Below are 17,610 nucleotides of genomic sequence, written 5' to 3'. Positions count from 1 at the left end.
TTCTGGCCCCGCCCGTTCCCGGGGTCTCTTCGTACGCACGGGAGTCTAGGCCCTGATAAACGCACAGTAAGCAGCCGCGTCGCGCCGAGGTGGGGTTATCCCTACTTCATGCCACCCACGAGCCCCATGGCGTGCGCGGAACCGGCCCGGCAGGCTGGTGCCATGACCATGAGCCCTTCCGTACCGGCCCCCGACGAGCTGCCGCCCGCCCGCTTCGCCCTCGACCGGTGGACCTGGCGGGAGATCGCGCATCTGCTGGTCAACCTGCCGATGGCGATCGTCGGGTTCGTCCACGCGATCCTGGTGATCGCCGTCGGTGTGGGGCTCGCCGTCACCGTGATCGGGCTGCCGGTGCTCGTCGTCGGGCTGCGGGGCGCGCGGCGGCTGGGGCGGCTGGAGCGGGGCCGGGCACGGTCGTTGCTCGGGGTGCGGATCGAGGAGCCGAGTCCGCTGACGCTCGGTCGGCGTGAGGAGGGGTTCTTTCCCCGGCTCTGGTCGGGGCTGAAGGACCCGGTGGGCTGGCGTTCGCTGCTGTATGCGTTCGTCCGGCTGCCGTGGGGGGTGCTGACGTTCACGGTGACGCTGGTGAGCCTGTTCGTCCTGTGGCCGGTGCTCCCGTTCATCGCGCGGAGGCTGACGGCGGTTGACCGGGCGATGGTGCGGGGGCTGTTGTCGCGCTCGGACGAGCTGGAGCGGCGGATCGCGGAGCTGGAGTCGGACCGGGGCGTGGTCGTGGACACCGCCGCCGCCGATCTGCGCCGTATCGAGCGGGATCTCCACGACGGTGCGCAGGCCCGGCTCGTCGCCCTCGCGATGGGGTTGGGGCTGGCGAAGGAGAAGCTGACGGGCGATCCGGAGGCGGCGGCGCGGATGGTGGAGGAAGCCCACGGAGAGGTGAAGGTCGCTCTTCAGGAACTGCGCGACCTCGCGCGCGGCATCCACCCCGCCGTCCTCACCGACCGCGGCCTCGACGCCGCACTCTCCGCCATCGCCTCACGCTGCACCGTCCCCGTCACCGTGTCGGTGGATCTGCCGGGGCGTCCGGCGGAGGCGATCGAGGGCATCGCGTACTTCACGGTCTCGGAGCTCCTCCAGAACGTCAGCAAGCACAGCGGTGCCCGGTCGGCCTCCGTCGAGGTGTGGCGTACGGCGGACCGGCTGATGCTCCAGGTCAGGGACGACGGATCGGGCGGGGCCCGGATCGACGGCGGTACGGGGATGGCGGGGCTGGCCGAGCGGCTGGGGGCGGTGGACGGGCTGTTCGTCCTGGACTCCCCGGTGGGCGGCCCGACGACGGTTACCGCCGAGCTGCCCTGGCGCGACCGGGCTCCGGCGGCCGGCCGGGTGTCGTGAGCGCCCCCGGGCCCGTGGTCGCTTCCGAGCGGTCCGGGCACCCCCGAAGTGTGTCCGGGGGTGGGGAAAACCCCCGGACGGATACGGAGACCGGCTGCATGGTGCCGGAGAGCACGGCCGAGCACCCTTGAAGAACACGGTCCGCGGTGGACGAGCACGAACGGCGAGCACGAGCAACGACGAGCACGGGCGTGGGCGCGGAGCGGGAAAGCGGAGCGCTCCGCCGATCGGCAGAAGTGATCGACAGAAGAATCGGCAGAAGAGAAAGAACGGACGGCACTCATGGCCACGGCATACGGACCGGACACGCGGGACCACAGGGAGTCGGGCATGCGCGACCACACGGGTCAGTACCCCGGGTCCCGGGGGCAGTCCCCGGGGGACCACTTCCTCCCTGCTGTACTGCGCGCGCCCCTGGAGGCACGTAGCTGGCGCGAGCTCCTCTATGCCGTGCTGAGCCTGCCGCTGGCCACGGTGATGTTCGTCTTCTCGGTCACCATGACGTCCATGAGCGCCGGTCTGCTCATCACCTTCGTCGGGGTTCCGCTGCTCGCGGTCGGCCTGGCCGTCTGCCGGGGGTTCGGGGCGATGGAGCGGGCCCGGGCGCGCGGGCTGCTGAAGCTGGACGTGGCGGAGCCCGCCCGGGTGCGGGGGAAGACCGGCAGCCCGATGTCGTGGATGAGCGCCGTCCTCAAGAGCGGGGTCTCCTGGCGTCACCTTCTCTACACTCTGCTGCACTTTCCCTGGGCCGTGTTCACGTTCTCGGTGTCGGTGGTGTTCTGGGGGTACGGCCTGATGGCGCTGACGTACCCGCTGTGGCACTGGATCTTCCCGGTGTTCGTGGGGACCGACGGCATCCAGCTGTACGGGGACCGCACCCACACGCAGTACCTGGACTCCCCCCTCGAACTGGCGGCGACGGGTGCGGTGGGCCTGGTGCTGGTGCTGGTGGCCCCGTGGATCGTGCAGGGGCTGGTCTCGGTGGACCGGCTGATGGTGTCCGGTCTGCTGGGCCCGTCCTCGCTGTCCGCCCGGGTCACCGAGCTGGAGTCGGACCGGGGCGTGGTCGTGGACACCGCCGCCGCCGACCTGCGCCGTATAGAACGGGACCTCCACGACGGTGCGCAGGCCCGGCTCGTCGCCCTGGCCATGGATCTCGGCCTGGCGAAGGAGAAGCTCGCCGATGACCCGGAGGTGGCGGCGCGGATGGTGGAGGAGGCCCACGGAGAGGTGAAGGTCGCCCTCCAGGAACTGCGCGACCTCGCGCGCGGCATCCACCCCGCCGTCCTCACCGACCGCGGCCTCGACGCCGCACTCTCCGCCATCGCCTCACGCTGCACCGTCCCCGTCACGGTGGAGGTGGACCTGGACGCACGGCCCGCACAGGCCATCGAGGGCATCGCGTACTTCACCGTCTCGGAGCTCCTGCAGAACGTCAGCAAGCACGCGGGGGCGACCCGGGCCACGGTCGATGTGTGGCGTACGGCGGACCGCTTGATGCTCCAGGTCACCGACAACGGGCGGGGCGGCGCGGCGGTCTCGGCAGGCAGCGGTCTGGCCGGGCTGACGGAACGGCTGGACGCCGTGGACGGGGTCCTGGTGGTGGACTCCCCGGCAGGCGGCCCGACGACGGTCACCGCCGAACTGCCCTGGCGCGGCTGAACCAGCTCACCCCACAAGCCCCGCACCCCACGGCCCAGCGCCTCACTCCTCACGGCTCACGGCCCACGCCTCACGGCCCAGCACCCCACGGCCCAGCGCCTCACGGCCCACGCCCCACGCCCCACGCCTCACGGCTCACGCCTCACGCCTCACGGCCCACGGCCCACGGCCCACGGCCCACGGCCCAGCCTCCCCCTCGGCCACCGCTCCACCCCGCCCCCACCACCCGCCCACCGCGCAGCCTCACCGTCGGTCTGCATTCGATGCCGGATTTCCGGGCGGGGCGGCGCGATCGGGCACGTTATCCACAGGCCCCCCATCCGTGCCCCGGGCCTGGGATGCTGAGGGTGTCGGACGCGGAGACGCGGGCCGTGAAGAGGCAGAGCAGGCAGAGCCGCGAGAGCGCGGAATCACCGGAGAACAGCGGGGGCGCAGCACCGTGGAGCACGTGGAGAACAGAGTGCGGGTAGTCATCGCCGAGGATTCGGTCCTGCTGCGGGAAGGTCTCACCCGTCTGCTCACCGATCTCGGGCACGACGTGGTCGCCGGGGTGGGGGACGCCGAGGCCCTGCTGAAGACCGTGGCGGACCTCGACGCGGAGCAGGCACTGCCCGATGTGGTGGTGGCCGATGTGCGGATGCCGCCGACCCACACCGACGAGGGCGTACGGGCGGCGGTGCGGCTGCGGAAGGAGTATCCGGGGACAGGGGTCCTGGTCCTCTCGCAGTACGTGGAGGAGCGGTACGCCACCGAGCTGCTGGCGGGCAGCAGCCGGGGCGTGGGGTATCTGCTGAAGGACCGGGTGGCCGAGGTCCGCGAGTTCGTCGACGCGGTCGTACGGGTGGCGCGCGGCGGGACGGCGCTGGACCCCGAGGTGGTGGCGCAGTTGCTGGGCCGCAGCCGCAAGCAGGACGTGCTGGTGGGGCTGACGCCGCGCGAGCGGGAGGTTCTAGGTCTGATGGCCGAGGGCCGGACGAACTCGGCGATCGCCCGGCAGCTCGTGGTGAGCGACGGGGCGGTGGAGAAGCACGTCAGCAATATCTTCCAGAAGCTGGGGCTCTCGCCCAGCGACGGGGACCACCGGCGCGTCCTCGCCGTACTCACCTATCTGAACTCCTAGCGATCTGACACCCTGTCAGTTACCCGCCCGGGCGCCCACACAGCCGCCCACTCGACCACCCACCCGCCCCGACCGCCCCTCCACCAGGCCATCCACCAGCCCGCCCACCGGACCACCCACCCCGAGCCGCCGACGGACACTCACCGGCACTCACCGACGCCCACCGGCAACCACCGACACCTACCGGCACCCGGCAGGCGCCCCGCAGGCGCCCGACGAGCACCCGGCGTGCGCCCCGCAGATCTCCGCCAGGGGTGTCCGGCAGACCTCCGCCGGGCAGTCCTGGGCGGAAGGGCTACGGAGGGCCTAGCACGAAAGACCTACGAGCAGAGCACGTCCATCCAGCGATCGGGGGGCTTAAGGAAGATGGCAAAACGGGCTAAAAGGGTGTCTCAAAACAGCGTCCACCATATGATCGGCCCCTGGAGGGCGAACCGCACGGACGTAGGGTTGCCTCTGGGACCGCCGGCTGGCCGGACGGTTCCGAACCGCCGCCCCAAGGGAGGTCCAGTTCAGTGACGAGCCAGGTCAGTAGCGCGGCAGAGAAGGCCGATGAGGCCAATGACGCCGTCCTCGGGGGTCAGCGCGCCCCCCTGTCAGGTACGACGGGAACGACCGGCGGCGACGGGAAAGAGGTCCGCCGCCTGGACCGGGTGATCATCCGCTTCGCGGGTGACTCGGGTGACGGGATGCAGCTCACAGGTGACCGGTTCACCTCGGAGACGGCCTCCTTCGGGAACGATCTGTCCACCCTGCCGAACTTCCCGGCCGAGATCCGGGCCCCCGCAGGCACTCTGCCCGGGGTTTCCTCTTTCCAGCTGCATTTTGCCGATCATGACATTCTCACCCCCGGCGACGCCCCCAACGTCCTGGTCGCGATGAACCCGGCCGCTCTGAAGGCCAATATCGACGACGTGCCGCGCGGCGCCGAGATCATTGTGAACACCGATGAGTTCACCAAGCGCCCGATGGCGAAGGTGGGCTATGCGACCAGCCCGCTGGAGGACGGCTCGCTGGAGGCGTACAACGTCCACCCGGTGCCGCTGACGACGCTGACGATCGAGGCGCTCAAGGAGTTCGGGCTCTCCCGCAAGGAGGCCGAGCGGTCGAAGAACATGTTCGCGCTCGGGCTGCTGTCGTGGATGTACCACCGGCCGACCGAGGGGACGGAGACGTTCCTGCGGCAGAAGTTCGCGAAGAAGCCGGAGATCGCCGAGGCGAACGTGGCGGCCTTCCGGGCGGGGTGGAATTTCGGTGAGACGACCGAGGACTTCGCCGTCAGTTACGAGGTCGCCCCGGCCTCCCAGGCGTTCCCCACCGGCACCTACCGCAATATCTCGGGGAACCTGGCCCTCTCCTACGGCCTGATCGCCGCCGGGCAGCTGGCGGACCTGCCGCTCTACCTGGGCTCGTACCCGATCACCCCGGCCTCGGACATCCTGCACGAGCTGTCCAAGCACAAGAACTTCGGTGTGCGGACCTTCCAGGCCGAGGACGAGATCGCCGGGATCGGGGCGGCGCTGGGCGCCGCGTTCGGCGGGGCGCTGGGCGTGACCACGACATCGGGGCCGGGGGTGGCGCTGAAGTCGGAGACGATCGGGCTCGCGGTCTCCCTGGAGCTGCCGCTGCTGATCATCGACATCCAGCGCGGCGGGCCCTCCACCGGCCTGCCGACCAAGACCGAGCAGGCCGACCTGCTCCAGGCGATGTACGGCAGGAACGGCGAGGCCCCGGTGCCGATCGTGGCCCCGCAGACCCCGGCCGACTGCTTCGACGCCGCGATCGACGCGGCCCGGATCGCCCTGACGTACCGGACCCCGGTCTTCCTGCTCTCCGACGGCTATCTGGCCAACGGTTCCGAGCCCTGGCGCATCCCGGAGACGGACAGCCTGCCCGACCTGAAGACCCCCTTCGCCACCGGCCCCAACCACACCCTGGCCGACGGCACCGAGGTGTTCTGGCCCTACAAGCGCGACCCGCAGACCCTGGCCCGCCCCTGGGCCGTCCCCGGCACCCCCGGCCTCGAACACCGCATCGGCGGCATCGAGAAGCAGGACGGTACGGGGAACATCTCCTACGACCCGGCCAACCACGACCTCATGGTCCGCACCCGGCAGGCGAAGGTCGACAACATCGCCGTCCCCGACCTCGCCGTCGACGACCCCGCGGGCGCCCGCACGCTGGTGCTCGGCTGGGGTTCGACGTACGGGCCGATCACCGCCGCCGTCCGCCGGCTGCGCGCCGCCGGGCAGCCGATCGCCCAGGCCCACCTGAGACACCTCAACCCCTTCCCGAGAAACCTCGGCGAGGTGCTGAAGGGGTACGACAAGGTCGTCGTCCCGGAGATGAACCTGGGCCAGCTCGCGATGCTGCTGCGGGCGAGGTATCTGGTGGACGCCCACAGCTACAACCAGGTCAACGGAATGCCGTTCAAGGCCGAGCAGCTCGCCACCGCCCTCAAGGAGGCCATCGATGCCTGACACCGAGGAACTGCAGCACAACGAACTGCTGCAGCTGGTGCCCAAGGCCGAGGCGAAACAGTCCATGAAGGACTTCAAATCCGACCAGGAAGTGCGCTGGTGCCCCGGCTGCGGTGACTACGCCGTCCTCGCCGCGGTGCAGGGCTTCATGCCGGAGCTGGGCCTCGCGAAGGAGAACATCGCCTTCGTCTCCGGTATCGGCTGCTCCTCCCGTTTCCCGTACTACATGAACACGTACGGGATGCACTCCATCCACGGCCGCGCCCCCTCCATCGCCACCGGGCTCGCCACCTCCCGCCGCGATCTGTCGGTCTGGGTGGTCACCGGGGACGGCGACGCGCTCTCCATCGGCGGCAACCACCTCATCCATGCCCTGCGCCGCAACGTCAACCTGAAGATCCTCCTCTTCAACAACCGGATCTACGGGCTGACCAAGGGCCAGTACAGCCCCACGTCCGAGCTCGGCAAGATCACCAAGTCGACGCCGATGGGTTCGCTCGACGCGCCCTTCAACCCGGTCTCCCTGGCCATCGGCGCGGAGGCCACGTTCGTGGCGCGGACGGTCGACTCCGACCGCAAGCACCTCACCAGCGTGCTGCGCGCGGCGGCGGAGCACCCGGGCACGGCGCTGGTGGAGATCTACCAGAACTGCAACATCTTCAACGACGGCGCCTTCGAGGTCCTCAAGGACAAGGAGCAGGCCGCCGAGGCCGTCATCCGCCTCGAACACGGGCAGCCGATCCTCTTCGGAGCCGACGGCTCCAAGGGCGTCGTCCGCAATCAGACCACCGGTGATCTGGAAGTCGTCGCCGTCACCGACGACAACCGCTCCCAGGTCCTCGTCCACGACGCCCACGCGGACTCCCCCACCACGGCGTTCGCGCTGTCGCGGCTGGCCGACGCCGACACCCTGCACCACACCCCCATCGGGGTGCTGCGCAGCGTCGAGCGGCCCGTCTACGACACCCTGATGTCCGACCAGGTGGACGCCGCCGTGCAGCGCGACGGCAAGGGGGACCTCGGCGCACTCCTCGCCGGGTCCGACACCTGGACCGTCATCGGCTGAAGCCGAGACGACGGCTGAGGCGGCGGCCGGGGCGGCGGCCGGGAGCAGCGATCGGGAGCGGCGGTCGGGGCTGTCCCTGCGGCTACAGCACCGGCCGCCGCTGCGGAGCCGAGAGAAGGCCCCGGACACAAGACAGGGCCCGGGCCCGGTCCCCCCGACCACCGAGGAGGATCAGGCCCTGGCCTCGTCGTACGCCTCGCGTGCCGCCTGCACCGCGTCCACCCGGCGTTCGGTCCAGCGGGCGAGCGCCCACACCTGTTCGGCGGCCTCGGTGCCGAGCGGGGTCAGCGAGTAGTCCACCCGGGGCGGGATCACCGGCTTCGCGTCCCGGTGGACGAAGCCGTCACGCTCCAGCGTCTGAAGGGTCTGGGCCAGCATCTTCTCGCTGACCCCGCCGATCGTGCGGCGCAGCTCGCTGAAGCGGTACGAGCGCTCCAGCAGGGCCGCCAGGACCAGGACGCCCCAGCGGCTCGTCACATGCTCCAGCACCAGACGGGACGGGCACATCGGCTGGTTGACGTCCTGGACGGGGGTCGGCAGACCTCGCAGGCCGACCGGGGCCGATCCCGCACTCCCCGTGTTCCCTGGAATCCCCGTACTCCCCGTACTTCCGGCGCTCCCTGTCCTCTGATCACTAACTCCCATGCCAGTACCTTACTTCAAAGTGGGTACTTTCTCTCAGTTAGTGCTCGCCGTACGCTCGACCGGGAAAGCCCCACCCCCCGAAACAGGAGCAGAGCCCCCATGAGCATCGTCGTCACCGGAGCAACCGGAGAACTCGGCCGCCTCGTCATCGATGAACTGCTGGCCACGGTCCCGGCCGGAGAGATCGCCGCGGTCGTCCGGAACAAGGAGAAGGCCGCCGCGCTCGCCGCCCGGGGCGTCGAGCTCCGTATCGCCGACTACGACCACCCCGAGACGCTCGCCGGAGCGTTCCGGCCCGGCGACCGGGTGCTGCTGATCTCCGGCAGCGAGGTGGGCAAGCGGGTCGCCCAGCACACCGCGATCATCGACGCGGCCAGGGCGGCGGGCGTGGCGCAGCTCGCGTACACGGGCATCCTGGGCGGGCCGGACGCGGACTTCCTGCTGGCCGACGAGCACAAGGCCACCGAGCAGCTGATCCTCGACGCCGGGCTGCCGTACACGTTCCTCCGCAACGGCTGGTACACGGAGAACCACACCGCCCACCTCGCCGCCGCCCTGGAGCACGGCGCGGTCGTCGCCAACGCGGGCGAGGGCAGGATCGCCTCCGCCGCCCGGGCCGACTACGCGGCCGCCGCCGCGGCCGTGGTGACCGGCGAGGGCCACCTCGGCAAGGTCTACGAGCTGAGCGGCGACACCGCCTGGTCGTTCGCCGAGTTCGCGGCCCTGCTGTCCGAGGCGACCGGCAAGGAGATCGCGTACAAGAACGTCCCGGCCGCCGTGCACCAGGAGATCCTGGTCGGCGCGGGCCTCCCCGAAGGGTTCGCCGCGATCCTCACCGACGTGGACGAGGCCGTCGCGCGCGGCCTGCTCGCGGGGACGAGCGGCGACCTGGCCCGGCTGATCGGCCGCCCGACCACGCCACTGGCCACCTCGGTACGCGCCGCCCTCAAGACCGACGCCTGAGCCGCCGCCCTCAAAACGGCACCTGGGCTGCCCAGCGAGCGCCCACCCCCCTCCCCGAGTGTCATGAGTGTTTACCGAATACGGCTATGACAGGAGGCCCTTCCGGCGTTACCGTCGTCCCGTCGGCAGACGCGTCGGCGCAGGCAGTCCGGGAGGGGCCCGTGAAGGGGAAGAACGAACAGCGGGCCGGCCTGCTGTACGGAGTCGGTGCGTACGGGATGTGGGGCCTCGTGCCCCTCTTCTGGCCGCTGCTCCAGCCGTCCGGGGCGGTCGAGATCCTCGCCCACCGGATGGTCTGGTCCCTGGCCGTCGTCGGGGTGGCCCTGCTCGTGATCCGGCGCTGGGCCTGGATCGGCGAGCTGGTCCGCGATCCGCGCAAGCTGGGCCTCATAGCGTTGGCGGCGGTGACCATCGGCGTCAACTGGGGCCTCTACATCTGGGCCGTCAACAACAGCCACGTCGTCGAGGCATCGCTCGGCTACTTCATCAACCCGCTGGTCACCATCGCCATGGGCGTCCTCCTGCTCGGCGAGCGGCTCCGCCCGGTCCAGTGGATCGCGGTCGCCATCGGCCTGGCCGCCGTACTCGTCCTCGCGATCGGTTACGGGCGTCCGCCGTGGATCTCCCTGGTCCTGGCGTTCTCCTTCGCCACGTACGGCCTGGTGAAGAAGAAGGTCAACATGGGCGGCCTGGAGTCGCTGGCCGCCGAGACCGCCGTCCTCTTCCTGCCCGCGCTCGGCTTCCTGCTCTGGCTGGCGGCCACCGGCGCGTCCACGTTCACCGCCGGGCCCGCGGGCCTGGGCCACGGGGCGCTGCTCGCCGCGACGGGCATCGTCACGGCGGTCCCGCTGATCTGCTTCGGGGCGGCGGCGATCCGGGTACCGCTCTCGACGCTGGGGCTGCTCCAGTACCTGGCGCCGGTCTTCCAGTTCGCCCTCGGCATCCTCTACTTCCGCGAGGCGATGCCGCCCGAGCGGTGGGCCGGGTTCGCGCTGGTGTGGCTGGCCCTGTCCCTCCTGACCTGGGACGCCCTGCGCAACGCCCGCCGCAACCGGGCCCTGGCGGCGGAACTGCTGGCGACCGCCACGGCGGCCCCCGCGCCCGTCACCCCGGATCAGGGCCGCCATGGTGTGGACGCGGTCCGATAAGGCTGATTGAGTGCCCGGATGGGGACTGTCCTGGGCGAGATGAGGAACGTGCGGTGGCACGAGCTGCGGCATGCGTATGGCTCCGCGTCCCAGGTTCCCGGCACCCTGTCGCGGATCGCCTGGGGTGACGGCCCGACCGCCGAGGACGCGCTGAGCGACCTGGGCCAGTGGATAGGCGCCCCGGCGGTGTTCGACTCGACCGTGGCCGCCGTGCCGTTCCTGTGGGAGCTGGCGGCGACGGAGACGGTACGGGACCGGGCGGGCGTCCTGGAACTGCTCGCCACGATCCTCGCCGCCGGGCACGCCCAGCACCCCGAGTGGACCCGCGCAGCGCACGAGGCGGTGGCGGCGGGCCGCCCCACGGCCGCACGGCTGGCCGCCGACGCCTCCGCGCCGCAGGCCGTACGGGACACGGCCGCGCGCCTGCTGGCCGCGACGGACGGACACACCTGCGGGGCCTGCCCACCGCGCACAACGTAGAGCCCGGCCCGTACGAGGTCCGAAAGCCCGCCCGTACGGGTGCGAAGCCCAGCCCGTACGAGGATGAAAGCCTCGCTCGTACGAGGTCCGAAAGCCCAGCCCGTACGAGGATGAAATGCCCCGCCCGTACGGCCACGGAGCCCCGGCTCAGGTCAGCTCTGCCACCACCCGGTCCATCACAGCCTTCCAGTGCGTACGCCGTTCCTCGCGCTCCTCCGCGCTCGCCAGCCGCTCCTGGTGGAAGCGGAGCACGGCCCGGTCGTCGGAGCTGCCGGGGGTCACGGTGACCTGGACCGTGGAGGTGCCGTGGGTGAGGCGGACGCGGTCGCCGGGGCGGTAGCTGCGGATCTCGCCCTCGGTCCCGTCGGCCGTACGGTACGGAGCGCCCTTCTCCGTCGGGAGCGGCCCCTCGGCGCCGAGCCAGAGAGAAACGCCCTCCGGTCCGGTGATGAACTCCCATACGGCCTGCGGCGGTTGCTGGATCGTCCGGGAGACACCGATCTCCCAGCCCGCGTCCTGAGTGAGTCCGGTAGGCATGGCGCACAACACCCTTCAGCCAGCAGTGGTGGTGGTGGTCGTCGTCGACCGGGCGCGGTGCGCCCGGACCTTGTGGCGGTTTCCGCACCGTTCCATCGAGCACCAGCGCCGCCTGCCCGGCCGGGAGGTGTCGACGAACAGCAGGCGGCAGTCGTCCGCGCCGCACGTACGGACCCGGTGGGCATAAGCCCCGGTGAACAGCTCGACCGCGTCACGGGCCACCGTGGAGAGCAGCCCGGTCCCGGTCGCCCCCGGCGCCCACTCCCGCACCCCCTCGGCGGTCAGCCGGGCGGTCAGGGGCGGGTGCGCCGCCGCACCGTTCACCACGGCGAGGTCGTCCGCCCCCAGCGGCAGCCCCGCCACCCGCGCCTCCGCCACCCGCCACAGCGCGTCCCGCAGCGCCCGGGCGGCCGCCACCTCGGCCGGGCGCACGGCGAGGCCGAGCCCGCCGGGCAGCCGGCTCTCCCCCGCCCAGCGCACCAGATCCTCGGGCCCGTGCAGCACCTCGAAGTACGCGAGCGGGCCCGGCCCCCCGGTCGGCAGGAGCTCCAGGCACAGGGCGCCCGGATCGAACCGGAACGAGCTGCCGTCCGGATGCCGCAGAACCATCCCCTGCGCACCCGGAGCCCCAGCGCTCCCCGTACTCAACGTGTCCGGCGTGTCCGTTGCCCTTCCGCTCATGTAACCACTATAAACGGTTTCCATGACACACACCCTGTCCTGGAAGCTCGTGATCGACAGCGCCGACCCGCACGCCCAGGCCGGATTCTGGGCCGAGGCCCTGGGCTACCTGGTCGAGGACAACAGCGCCCTGGTAGAGCAGTTGCTCGCCGCCGGAGCCGTACCGGAGGCCGCCACCACCCACGCCCACGGCCGCCGTGCCTGGCGTGACCTCGCGGCAGCGCGGCACCCGGAGGACCCGTACGACGAGAGAAGCGGTACGGGGCTGGGGCGGCGGCTGCTGTTCCAGCGGGTCCCGGAACCGAAGACGGTGAAGAACCGCCTCCACATCGACGTGCACACCGCCCCCGGCGAACGCGACACGCAAGCGGAACGGCTGGTGGCCCTGGGCGCGCGCATCCTGCACGCGGTCGACGAACCGGGCGGCAGCTGGCTCGTCCTCACAGATCCCGAGGGCAACGAGTTCTGCGTGAGCTAGGGGCTGCCGGAAGCCGGAAGCTCGAAAAGGCCCGATACCCCATCGTGACGCAGGAACGTACAACTCCGTGCGGATGCCGACGGTCTATGAGACGCCGGGGGCCGAAGAGTTGAGCCTCCGGTGCCTTTCCGTACGAAGAAACGGGGATCACGTGGGGAAGCAGATCTGGAGAGCCGTCGTGGCCGGTGGCGCGGCGGCGGTGTTCACGGCCGTGGCCGCGGTACCGGCCGGAGCGGCCGAGGGCGGGGCCTCGTTCAGCCGCGTCCAGGTGAACGGCGGCAAGCCGATCGTGATCGGGACGTCGAAGGGGGTCAAGGTACCCGCCTCCTTCCGGATGACGACCACGCGCAAGTGGAAGGTTCCGGGGGTGGTGTTCCTCTACCGCAACGGTACGGATGACCGGCTGTGGCACTCCATCGACTGGAACGACTGCCCCGACGGGGGCCCGGGCGTCTGCGACATCAACGAGACGATGTACTTCAACCCGAGCGAGTGGCCCATGCGCAACAGCGAGGCCGGGGCCTGGAAGGTCGCGGCCGAGGTGTACTTCAAGGGCGGCGGCCGGGACGTCGACACCAAGAACCTGACGGTCCACGTCAAGCGGAACTCCCGCCTCACCGTCAACGCCTCGCCCGAACCGGCGGTCAAGGGCAAGACCATCACCGTGACCGGAAAGGTCACGCGGGCCAACTGGGAGACCAGGAAGTACGCCTCTTACGGAGGCCGCCACGTGAGCCTTCAGTTCAAGCCCGCCGGGTCCACCTCCTACACCACGGTGAAGAAGGTGTACGCGAACAGCTCGGGTGGCCTCAAGACGACCGTCAAGGCGTCCAAGACGGGCACGTGGCGCTGGGTGTACCACGGCAACACCACCACCGGGCCGTCGAAGTCGTCCGGGGACAAGGTCGTGGTGAAGTAACACCGCCGGTCCCGACGGGCGGGTGGAGGCCGAGCCGCCCCCGCTCATCGGCCCCGCCCGGCGCCGTCCCCGCCGCCCCGCTCATCAGCCCAGCCCGGCGCCGTCCCCCCGCCCCCGCTCATCGGCCCAGCTCATCGGCCAGCCGTACGGCATCCGCGCGGCACACCTCGATGCGCCGCCGGGTCCCTCCGGCGGGTGCCCACTCCACGCTGGCCACGGCCGGGCCGTGGCGGTGGTCGAAGAAGCACCCGGTCCTCGACTGCACGGTGTCCAGCCCCATCCGGGCATCCAGCCTGGCCAGCGCGGTCCGTCCCTCGGCGAGAATGCCCAGCACCTCGCCCGGACGGGCCGCCCTGGCCTGCTCGTACGCGGTCAGCGCGAGCGAGTAGTCCGCCCGCTCCACGTACTCCGTGACCGGCAGGCTCGCGTCGAAGGGGTGATGGGCGAGCAGCTCACCGAACTCCGTGATGGCCCGCTCCTCCTCCGCCGACCGGGCGGCGGCAAGCGGAGGCTCACCGGGACGGACGACGGCCGCCGAGGGCCGCTCCCGGCTGACGGCTTTCGCCCACAGGGCGCAGAACCCGCCGCTGAACAGCCAGACCAGCAGAATCGGCCAGAACAACGTGTCCGTCGGCGCGAAGAAGATGAAGAGCGAGGTGAACGGAGCAACCGCCATCGCCTGCCACAGCACCGACACCAGCCCCTGGCCGACGACCCGCCCGAACCGGCGTTTCTCCCTCGGCATACCGAAACGCCGCACCGCCGCCGCGGGCCCCGCCGCCAGGATCAGCACCCAGAAGAGGACCAGGCCGGCCGACACCCCGTCGGCGTACAGCAACGAGAGCGCCACGCCGAAGGCCGTACAGCTGCCCGCCACCACACCGTGGACGAGCGCCACCGGCCAGGGGATCTCGCCGCGCCGTCCGACGTTCCCGCCGCGCTCGGCATCCCCTTGATGACGTTCGGCCTGCCTGCCCATGAAGCCCCTGAGTGCGGTGTCTTCAAACGATCTCACGTGGTGGATCGTCGTCGGGTGATACGCCGTCATGAGCTGCCGGATGCCGGGATGGCGGGGCGGCCGGGCCGAACAGCTCGTCCAGGTGGTGGCGCAGGATGTCCAGAGCCGCCTTGCCGGTGCGCTGGCCGCCCAGCACGCTGGAGCCGAGGCCGTTGACCATGGCCATCAGTCCGGCCGCCACCATGACGGGGTCCTTCTCGGGGCCGACGGTACCGGCCTCCTGCGCCAGGCGGAGTTGCTTGGCGAGGAAGCCTTCGAGCAGGGCGGGCTGGGGGGTGGCGTGCTCTTCCAGCGAGCTGTCACCGAGGACGAGAACGTAGTAGGCGGCGTAGATCCGGGTGATCCGACGGCTCTCCTCGTCGGTCGGCAGGATGCTGGAGAGAATGGCGGTGACCGTGGAGCGCGGTTGCGGCGGAGACTCCGCCTCGCGGACCCAACGGTCCATACGGGCCTGGAGCTGGGTGCCCAGCCGGGCGAGGGCGTCCAGTACCAGGGCTTGCTTGGTCGTGAAGTAGTACTGCACCAGCCGGAGGGAGACGCCCGCCTCGGCGGCGACCGCCCGCATGCTCACCGACTGAAGCCCCTCGGCGGCGGCGATACGCAGCAGAGCCTCCGCGATCTGCTTTCTGCGTTCCTCGTGATCGACACGCGCGGCGATGGTCCGACCTCCTAGTAGTGGTACACGTGTACCACGTTGTGATACGCCTGTACCATGAGCATAGGCGAATTCAGGAACGACAAGACCCGCGAGCGTTTCCACTCCGTCTACGGACGCCTGCTCGACCGGCTCTGGCCGGGCCCCGGGGACACCTTCGACCTGCCGACCTCCTTCGGCACCACCCGCGTCCACCGGGCCGGGCCGCCCAGCTCCGACCCGGTCGTCCTGCTGTCGGGCGCCAACGGCAACTCCCTGATGTGGCACCGGTACATCGCGCCGATCGCCCGCCGCCATACGGTGATCGCCGTCGACACGGTCGGCGAGCCGGGCGCCAGCGTCCAGAGCGCGCCCCTGACCGGCGCCGAGGACGGCGCCCACTGGCTGGAGGAGGTACTCACCGGACTGGAGGCCACCGCCGCCCACCTCGTCGGCTGTTCCTACGGCGGCTGGCTGGCGCTCGGCCATCAGATGCACCACCCGGGCCGCACGGCCGCCCTCACCCTGGTCGAACCCGCCGGATTCGCCGACCCCGGCCGCCGCTTCTACGCCTGGCTCATCGCCGGTGGTCTGGCGGGCATGGCGCCGCACGCACTGAGGCCCTGGCTTTCCCGCCGGATCGGCAACAGCGCCATCCTGGAGACCGAGTTGATGGAGCTGGGACGTGCCTCCGTCGGGTTCCGGCGCGCTCTTCCACCGGCTCGGGTCTTCTCCGACGAGGAGTTGCGCCGGGTACGCGTCCCCTCGCTCTTCCTGCTGGGGGAGCGGAGTTCACTGCACGACACACACCAGGTCGCGGAGCGGGTGGGAGCCCTCGCGCCCACCGCCGAGGTGGAGGTCGTGCCCGGTGCGGGCCACGCCCTGCCGACCGACGATCCGGAGCTGGTGGCCGCCCGTATCCTGCGGCGCGCGGCAGAATGACGGCGTTTCCACCGGGGCGACAGAACCGGACCCGCACCTCAGAGTTGCCGACCCCTGTTCCCAGCCGAGCTACCCGGGAATCACGGGCGGACGGCCGCCTCCATCCCCACTCTCTCCCTCGCCCCCCTCATCCCCGTCCTCACCCTCATCCCCGTCCTCACCCTCATCCCCGTCCCGCTCCCTCCGCACCTCCTCCCTCACCCGCTCCGCCATCAGGTCCGCGAGCGGGTCCGTCACGTCCCAGGAGTGCGGGGCCGAGTGCTGGTCGAACAGGAGGCACGCCTCCCTTTCGTCGGTGGCCAGATAGCGCTTGACGGCGAGGCACGGGGGCAGTTCGGCGAACCGGAACTTGCGCCGCATACCGGTATCGGTGTCCGTATCGGCCCAGAACATCCACAGGTCCCGCGCGGCGGCCATCTCGGCCGACCAGAGCTGCGCGGCGTGCTCGATCTCCCCGCCGTGCTCGCCGAGTTCGCACAGCAGCATGTCGTCCAGCTCGGGCATGTCCGGCGTCCGGCCGGGTTCGACGCTCAGGGCGGTGAGCACGGCGAGCGCGCCCATCGGCGGGACTACGGCGAATGCGGTGCACTGCAACACGTCGTTCGATCCTCGATGGTTGAGGGGGCAGGGGGGTTGGGGCAGGGAGGGAAAGAAGAGGCACGTCCGACTACCGGGCCAGCGGACGGACCACGAGCCCGTACCAGCCCGAAGGGTCCCGGGCGACGAACTCGTACGGCAGCCCGTCCGCGAGCCGCAGCAGCGCGTAGTCGTGCTCGCGGAAACTGTCGGCCCACGCCCGGAGTTCGGCCGGTGCGTCGTACCGCGCACCGTTGGGGACAGGGAGCGAGCCGCCCGGGGTGCCGGTCGCGACCGGGTGCAGTGCGCGGGGCGGAATCCAGGAGGTGTACGGGTCGGGGTCGAGCGCGTCCGCGAACCGCCGGGCCTGCCGCCGCAGCCACCGGAGCGCGAGGCGCCGGGTAGGGGCGATGATCCCGCCGAGCCGGACGGACCGCGCCGCATCGCCCGCGCTGCTCTCGGCAACGTACCAACGAACGGGGACGGGGGCAGGGGCGGGAGCAGGCACAGAGACGAGTACGGGAGCAGGTACGGGAGCGGGTACAGACGCCGGAGCAGGGCACCGACGACGGGCAGGCACCGGAGCGAAGGTCCGCCAAGTGACCACCGGAGCAGAGGCGTTCACAGCACTTCACCTCGACTGCGGGCGTTCATCCGATTGTTCTTGGCGCGGATCTCCTCTATCGGGAGCGCGGGGCGGACATCCTGGGGCCGCGCGGTCCACTCGCGTCCGCCGCCGATGGGCCGCAGCGACCAGTAGGGACCGGCCAACCCCCGGAACTCCCCCACGCGGTCCCCGAGGCTGGTGTCGACCATGACCGCGCCACGATTCGGGACGCGGGGAGGTTCCTGCGGATTCGGGCACTTGTTCTCGCCGTACACCATTGGCTCCTCTCTGTAGCTATACG

At 71.0% G+C, this 17,610-nt stretch carries 18 protein-coding genes and 3 pseudogenes; 12 read left to right on the top strand and 9 right to left on the bottom strand.

All coding sequences use genetic code 11. From position 1 onward, the window contains the following. Positions 1 to 162: 162 nt before the first annotated feature. The 6 genes and pseudogenes from B7C62_21675 (at position 163) to B7C62_21650 (ending at position 7,681) form a co-directional block, all read left to right on the top strand. A complete protein-coding gene (locus tag B7C62_21675; protein ARF74548.1) occupies positions 163 to 1,353 on the top strand; it encodes a histidine kinase in 1,191 nt (396 codons plus the stop codon). A 282-nt stretch (positions 1,354 to 1,635) separates the two neighbouring features. Next, positions 1,636 to 3,015, top strand: coding sequence for a histidine kinase (locus tag B7C62_21670; protein ARF74547.1), 1,380 nt, complete (start codon positions 1,636 to 1,638; stop codon positions 3,013 to 3,015). Continuing rightward, positions 3,012 to 3,224 (top strand): annotated as a pseudogene (locus tag B7C62_21665) (hypothetical protein). The gene B7C62_21670 and the pseudogene B7C62_21665 overlap by 4 nt, the downstream one beginning before the upstream one ends. 251 nt (positions 3,225 to 3,475) lie before the next feature. Beyond that, positions 3,476 to 4,135, top strand: a complete 660-nt coding sequence (locus B7C62_21660; protein ARF74546.1) for a DNA-binding response regulator — start codon at positions 3,476 to 3,478, stop codon at positions 4,133 to 4,135. A gap of 515 nt (positions 4,136 to 4,650) precedes the next feature. After that, positions 4,651 to 6,615 (top strand): 2-oxoglutarate ferredoxin oxidoreductase subunit alpha, encoded by a 1,965-nt coding sequence (locus B7C62_21655; protein ARF74545.1) that lies wholly within the window; start codon positions 4,651 to 4,653, stop codon positions 6,613 to 6,615. Continuing rightward, the gene (locus tag B7C62_21650) at positions 6,608 to 7,681 is read left to right on the top strand and encodes a 2-oxoacid:ferredoxin oxidoreductase subunit beta (GenBank protein ARF74544.1); all 1,074 of its coding nucleotides are present in this window, start codon (positions 6,608 to 6,610) and stop codon (positions 7,679 to 7,681) included. The genes B7C62_21655 and B7C62_21650 overlap by 8 nt, the downstream gene beginning before the upstream one ends. Before the next feature lie 171 nt (positions 7,682 to 7,852). Here B7C62_21650 and B7C62_21645 read toward each other — a convergent pair whose 3' ends face one another. After that, positions 7,853 to 8,188, bottom strand: coding sequence for a transcriptional regulator (locus B7C62_21645; GenBank protein ID ARF74543.1), 336 nt, complete (start codon positions 8,186 to 8,188; stop codon positions 7,853 to 7,855). 237 nt (positions 8,189 to 8,425) lie between these two features. Here B7C62_21645 and B7C62_21640 point away from each other — a divergent pair, with 237 nt between their 5' ends. The 3 genes from B7C62_21640 (at position 8,426) to B7C62_21630 (ending at position 10,917) form a co-directional block, all read left to right on the top strand. Further along, complete coding sequence (locus tag B7C62_21640) at positions 8,426 to 9,289, top strand: NAD(P)-dependent oxidoreductase (GenBank protein ARF74542.1); 864 nt, start codon at positions 8,426 to 8,428, stop codon at positions 9,287 to 9,289. 161 nt (positions 9,290 to 9,450) lie between these two features. Further along, the gene (locus B7C62_21635; protein ID ARF74541.1) at positions 9,451 to 10,437 is read left to right on the top strand and encodes an EamA family transporter; all 987 of its coding nucleotides are present in this window, start codon (positions 9,451 to 9,453) and stop codon (positions 10,435 to 10,437) included. A gap of 18 nt (positions 10,438 to 10,455) precedes the next feature. Then, positions 10,456 to 10,917, top strand: a complete 462-nt coding sequence (locus B7C62_21630; protein ARF74540.1) for a hypothetical protein — start codon at positions 10,456 to 10,458, stop codon at positions 10,915 to 10,917. A gap of 147 nt (positions 10,918 to 11,064) precedes the next feature. On the opposite strand, the gene B7C62_21625 is transcribed toward B7C62_21630, so the two are convergent. Together B7C62_21625 and B7C62_21620 are read right to left on the bottom strand one after the other, a co-directional pair. Next, positions 11,065 to 11,454 carry an activator of HSP90 ATPase 1 family protein gene (locus tag B7C62_21625; protein ID ARF74539.1) on the bottom strand — a complete coding sequence of 130 codons (390 nt, stop codon included), beginning with the start codon at positions 11,452 to 11,454 and terminating at the stop codon, positions 11,065 to 11,067. Between the two features lie 15 nt (positions 11,455 to 11,469). Further along, positions 11,470 to 12,135, bottom strand: a complete 666-nt coding sequence (locus tag B7C62_21620; protein ARF74538.1) for a zf-CGNR multi-domain protein — start codon at positions 12,133 to 12,135, stop codon at positions 11,470 to 11,472. A 22-nt stretch (positions 12,136 to 12,157) separates the two neighbouring features. On the opposite strand from B7C62_21620, the gene B7C62_21615 reads away from it, so the two are divergent. Continuing rightward, complete coding sequence (locus tag B7C62_21615) at positions 12,158 to 12,613, top strand: hypothetical protein (GenBank protein ID ARF74537.1); 456 nt, start codon at positions 12,158 to 12,160, stop codon at positions 12,611 to 12,613. A 147-nt stretch (positions 12,614 to 12,760) separates the two neighbouring features. Here B7C62_21615 and B7C62_21610 read toward each other — a convergent pair whose 3' ends face one another. Beyond that, entirely contained in the window at positions 12,761 to 12,958 is a 198-nt protein-coding gene (locus tag B7C62_21610; protein ID ARF74536.1) for a hypothetical protein, read from the bottom strand. On the opposite strand from B7C62_21610, the gene B7C62_21605 reads away from it, so the two are divergent. After that, complete coding sequence (locus B7C62_21605) at positions 12,948 to 13,532, top strand: hypothetical protein (GenBank protein ID ARF74535.1); 585 nt, start codon at positions 12,948 to 12,950, stop codon at positions 13,530 to 13,532. The two genes, B7C62_21610 and B7C62_21605, sit on opposite strands and share 11 nt — an antisense overlap. Before the next feature lie 118 nt (positions 13,533 to 13,650). On the opposite strand, the gene B7C62_21600 is transcribed toward B7C62_21605, so the two are convergent. Next, positions 13,651 to 14,430, bottom strand: a complete 780-nt coding sequence (locus tag B7C62_21600) for a hypothetical protein (protein ARF74534.1) — start codon at positions 14,428 to 14,430, stop codon at positions 13,651 to 13,653. Between the two features lie 184 nt (positions 14,431 to 14,614). Then, a pseudogene (locus B7C62_21595) lies at positions 14,615 to 15,208 on the bottom strand (TetR family transcriptional regulator). A 54-nt stretch (positions 15,209 to 15,262) separates the two neighbouring features. Between B7C62_21595 and B7C62_21590 the strand changes: the two are divergent. Further along, complete coding sequence (locus tag B7C62_21590; GenBank protein ARF74533.1) at positions 15,263 to 16,126, top strand: alpha/beta hydrolase; 864 nt, start codon at positions 15,263 to 15,265, stop codon at positions 16,124 to 16,126. 171 nt (positions 16,127 to 16,297) lie between these two features. Here the strand turns inward: B7C62_21590 and B7C62_21585 are convergent. From B7C62_21585 to B7C62_21575, 3 genes and pseudogenes are all read right to left on the bottom strand, one after another. Further along, positions 16,298 to 16,723 (bottom strand): annotated as a pseudogene (locus tag B7C62_21585) (hypothetical protein). A gap of 70 nt (positions 16,724 to 16,793) precedes the next feature. Continuing rightward, positions 16,794 to 17,210 (bottom strand): hypothetical protein, encoded by a 417-nt coding sequence (locus B7C62_21580; protein ARF74532.1) that lies wholly within the window; start codon positions 17,208 to 17,210, stop codon positions 16,794 to 16,796. A gap of 113 nt (positions 17,211 to 17,323) precedes the next feature. Then, positions 17,324 to 17,584 (bottom strand): hypothetical protein, encoded by a 261-nt coding sequence (locus B7C62_21575; protein ARF77312.1) that lies wholly within the window; start codon positions 17,582 to 17,584, stop codon positions 17,324 to 17,326. Between the last annotated feature and the right edge of the window lie 26 nt (positions 17,585 to 17,610).

Origin of the sequence: Kitasatospora albolonga, assembly GCA_002082585.1 — a bacterium.
GTDB lineage: Bacteria > Actinomycetota > Actinomycetes > Streptomycetales > Streptomycetaceae > Streptomyces > Streptomyces stephensoniae.
This window is presented reverse-complemented; position numbering and strand designations above follow the sequence as displayed.

Coding starts and splice junctions, on each gene's coding strand:
- B7C62_21675 (ARF74548.1), top strand. CDS start 163: ATGACCATGAGCCCTTCCGTACCGGCCCCCGACGAGCTGCCGCCCGCC.
- B7C62_21620 (ARF74538.1), bottom strand. CDS start 12,135: ATGAGCGGAAGGGCAACGGACACGCCGGACACGTTGAGTACGGGGAGC.
- B7C62_21605 (ARF74535.1), top strand. CDS start 12,948: ATGACGACCACGCGCAAGTGGAAGGTTCCGGGGGTGGTGTTCCTCTAC.
- B7C62_21650 (ARF74544.1), top strand. CDS start 6,608: ATGCCTGACACCGAGGAACTGCAGCACAACGAACTGCTGCAGCTGGTG.
- B7C62_21630 (ARF74540.1), top strand. CDS start 10,456: ATGGGGACTGTCCTGGGCGAGATGAGGAACGTGCGGTGGCACGAGCTG.
- B7C62_21615 (ARF74537.1), top strand. CDS start 12,158: ATGACACACACCCTGTCCTGGAAGCTCGTGATCGACAGCGCCGACCCG.
- B7C62_21645 (ARF74543.1), bottom strand. CDS start 8,188: ATGTGCCCGTCCCGTCTGGTGCTGGAGCATGTGACGAGCCGCTGGGGC.
- B7C62_21670 (ARF74547.1), top strand. CDS start 1,636: ATGGCCACGGCATACGGACCGGACACGCGGGACCACAGGGAGTCGGGC.
- B7C62_21590 (ARF74533.1), top strand. CDS start 15,263: ATGAGCATAGGCGAATTCAGGAACGACAAGACCCGCGAGCGTTTCCAC.
- B7C62_21625 (ARF74539.1), bottom strand. CDS start 11,454: ATGCCTACCGGACTCACTCAGGACGCGGGCTGGGAGATCGGTGTCTCC.
- B7C62_21640 (ARF74542.1), top strand. CDS start 8,426: ATGAGCATCGTCGTCACCGGAGCAACCGGAGAACTCGGCCGCCTCGTC.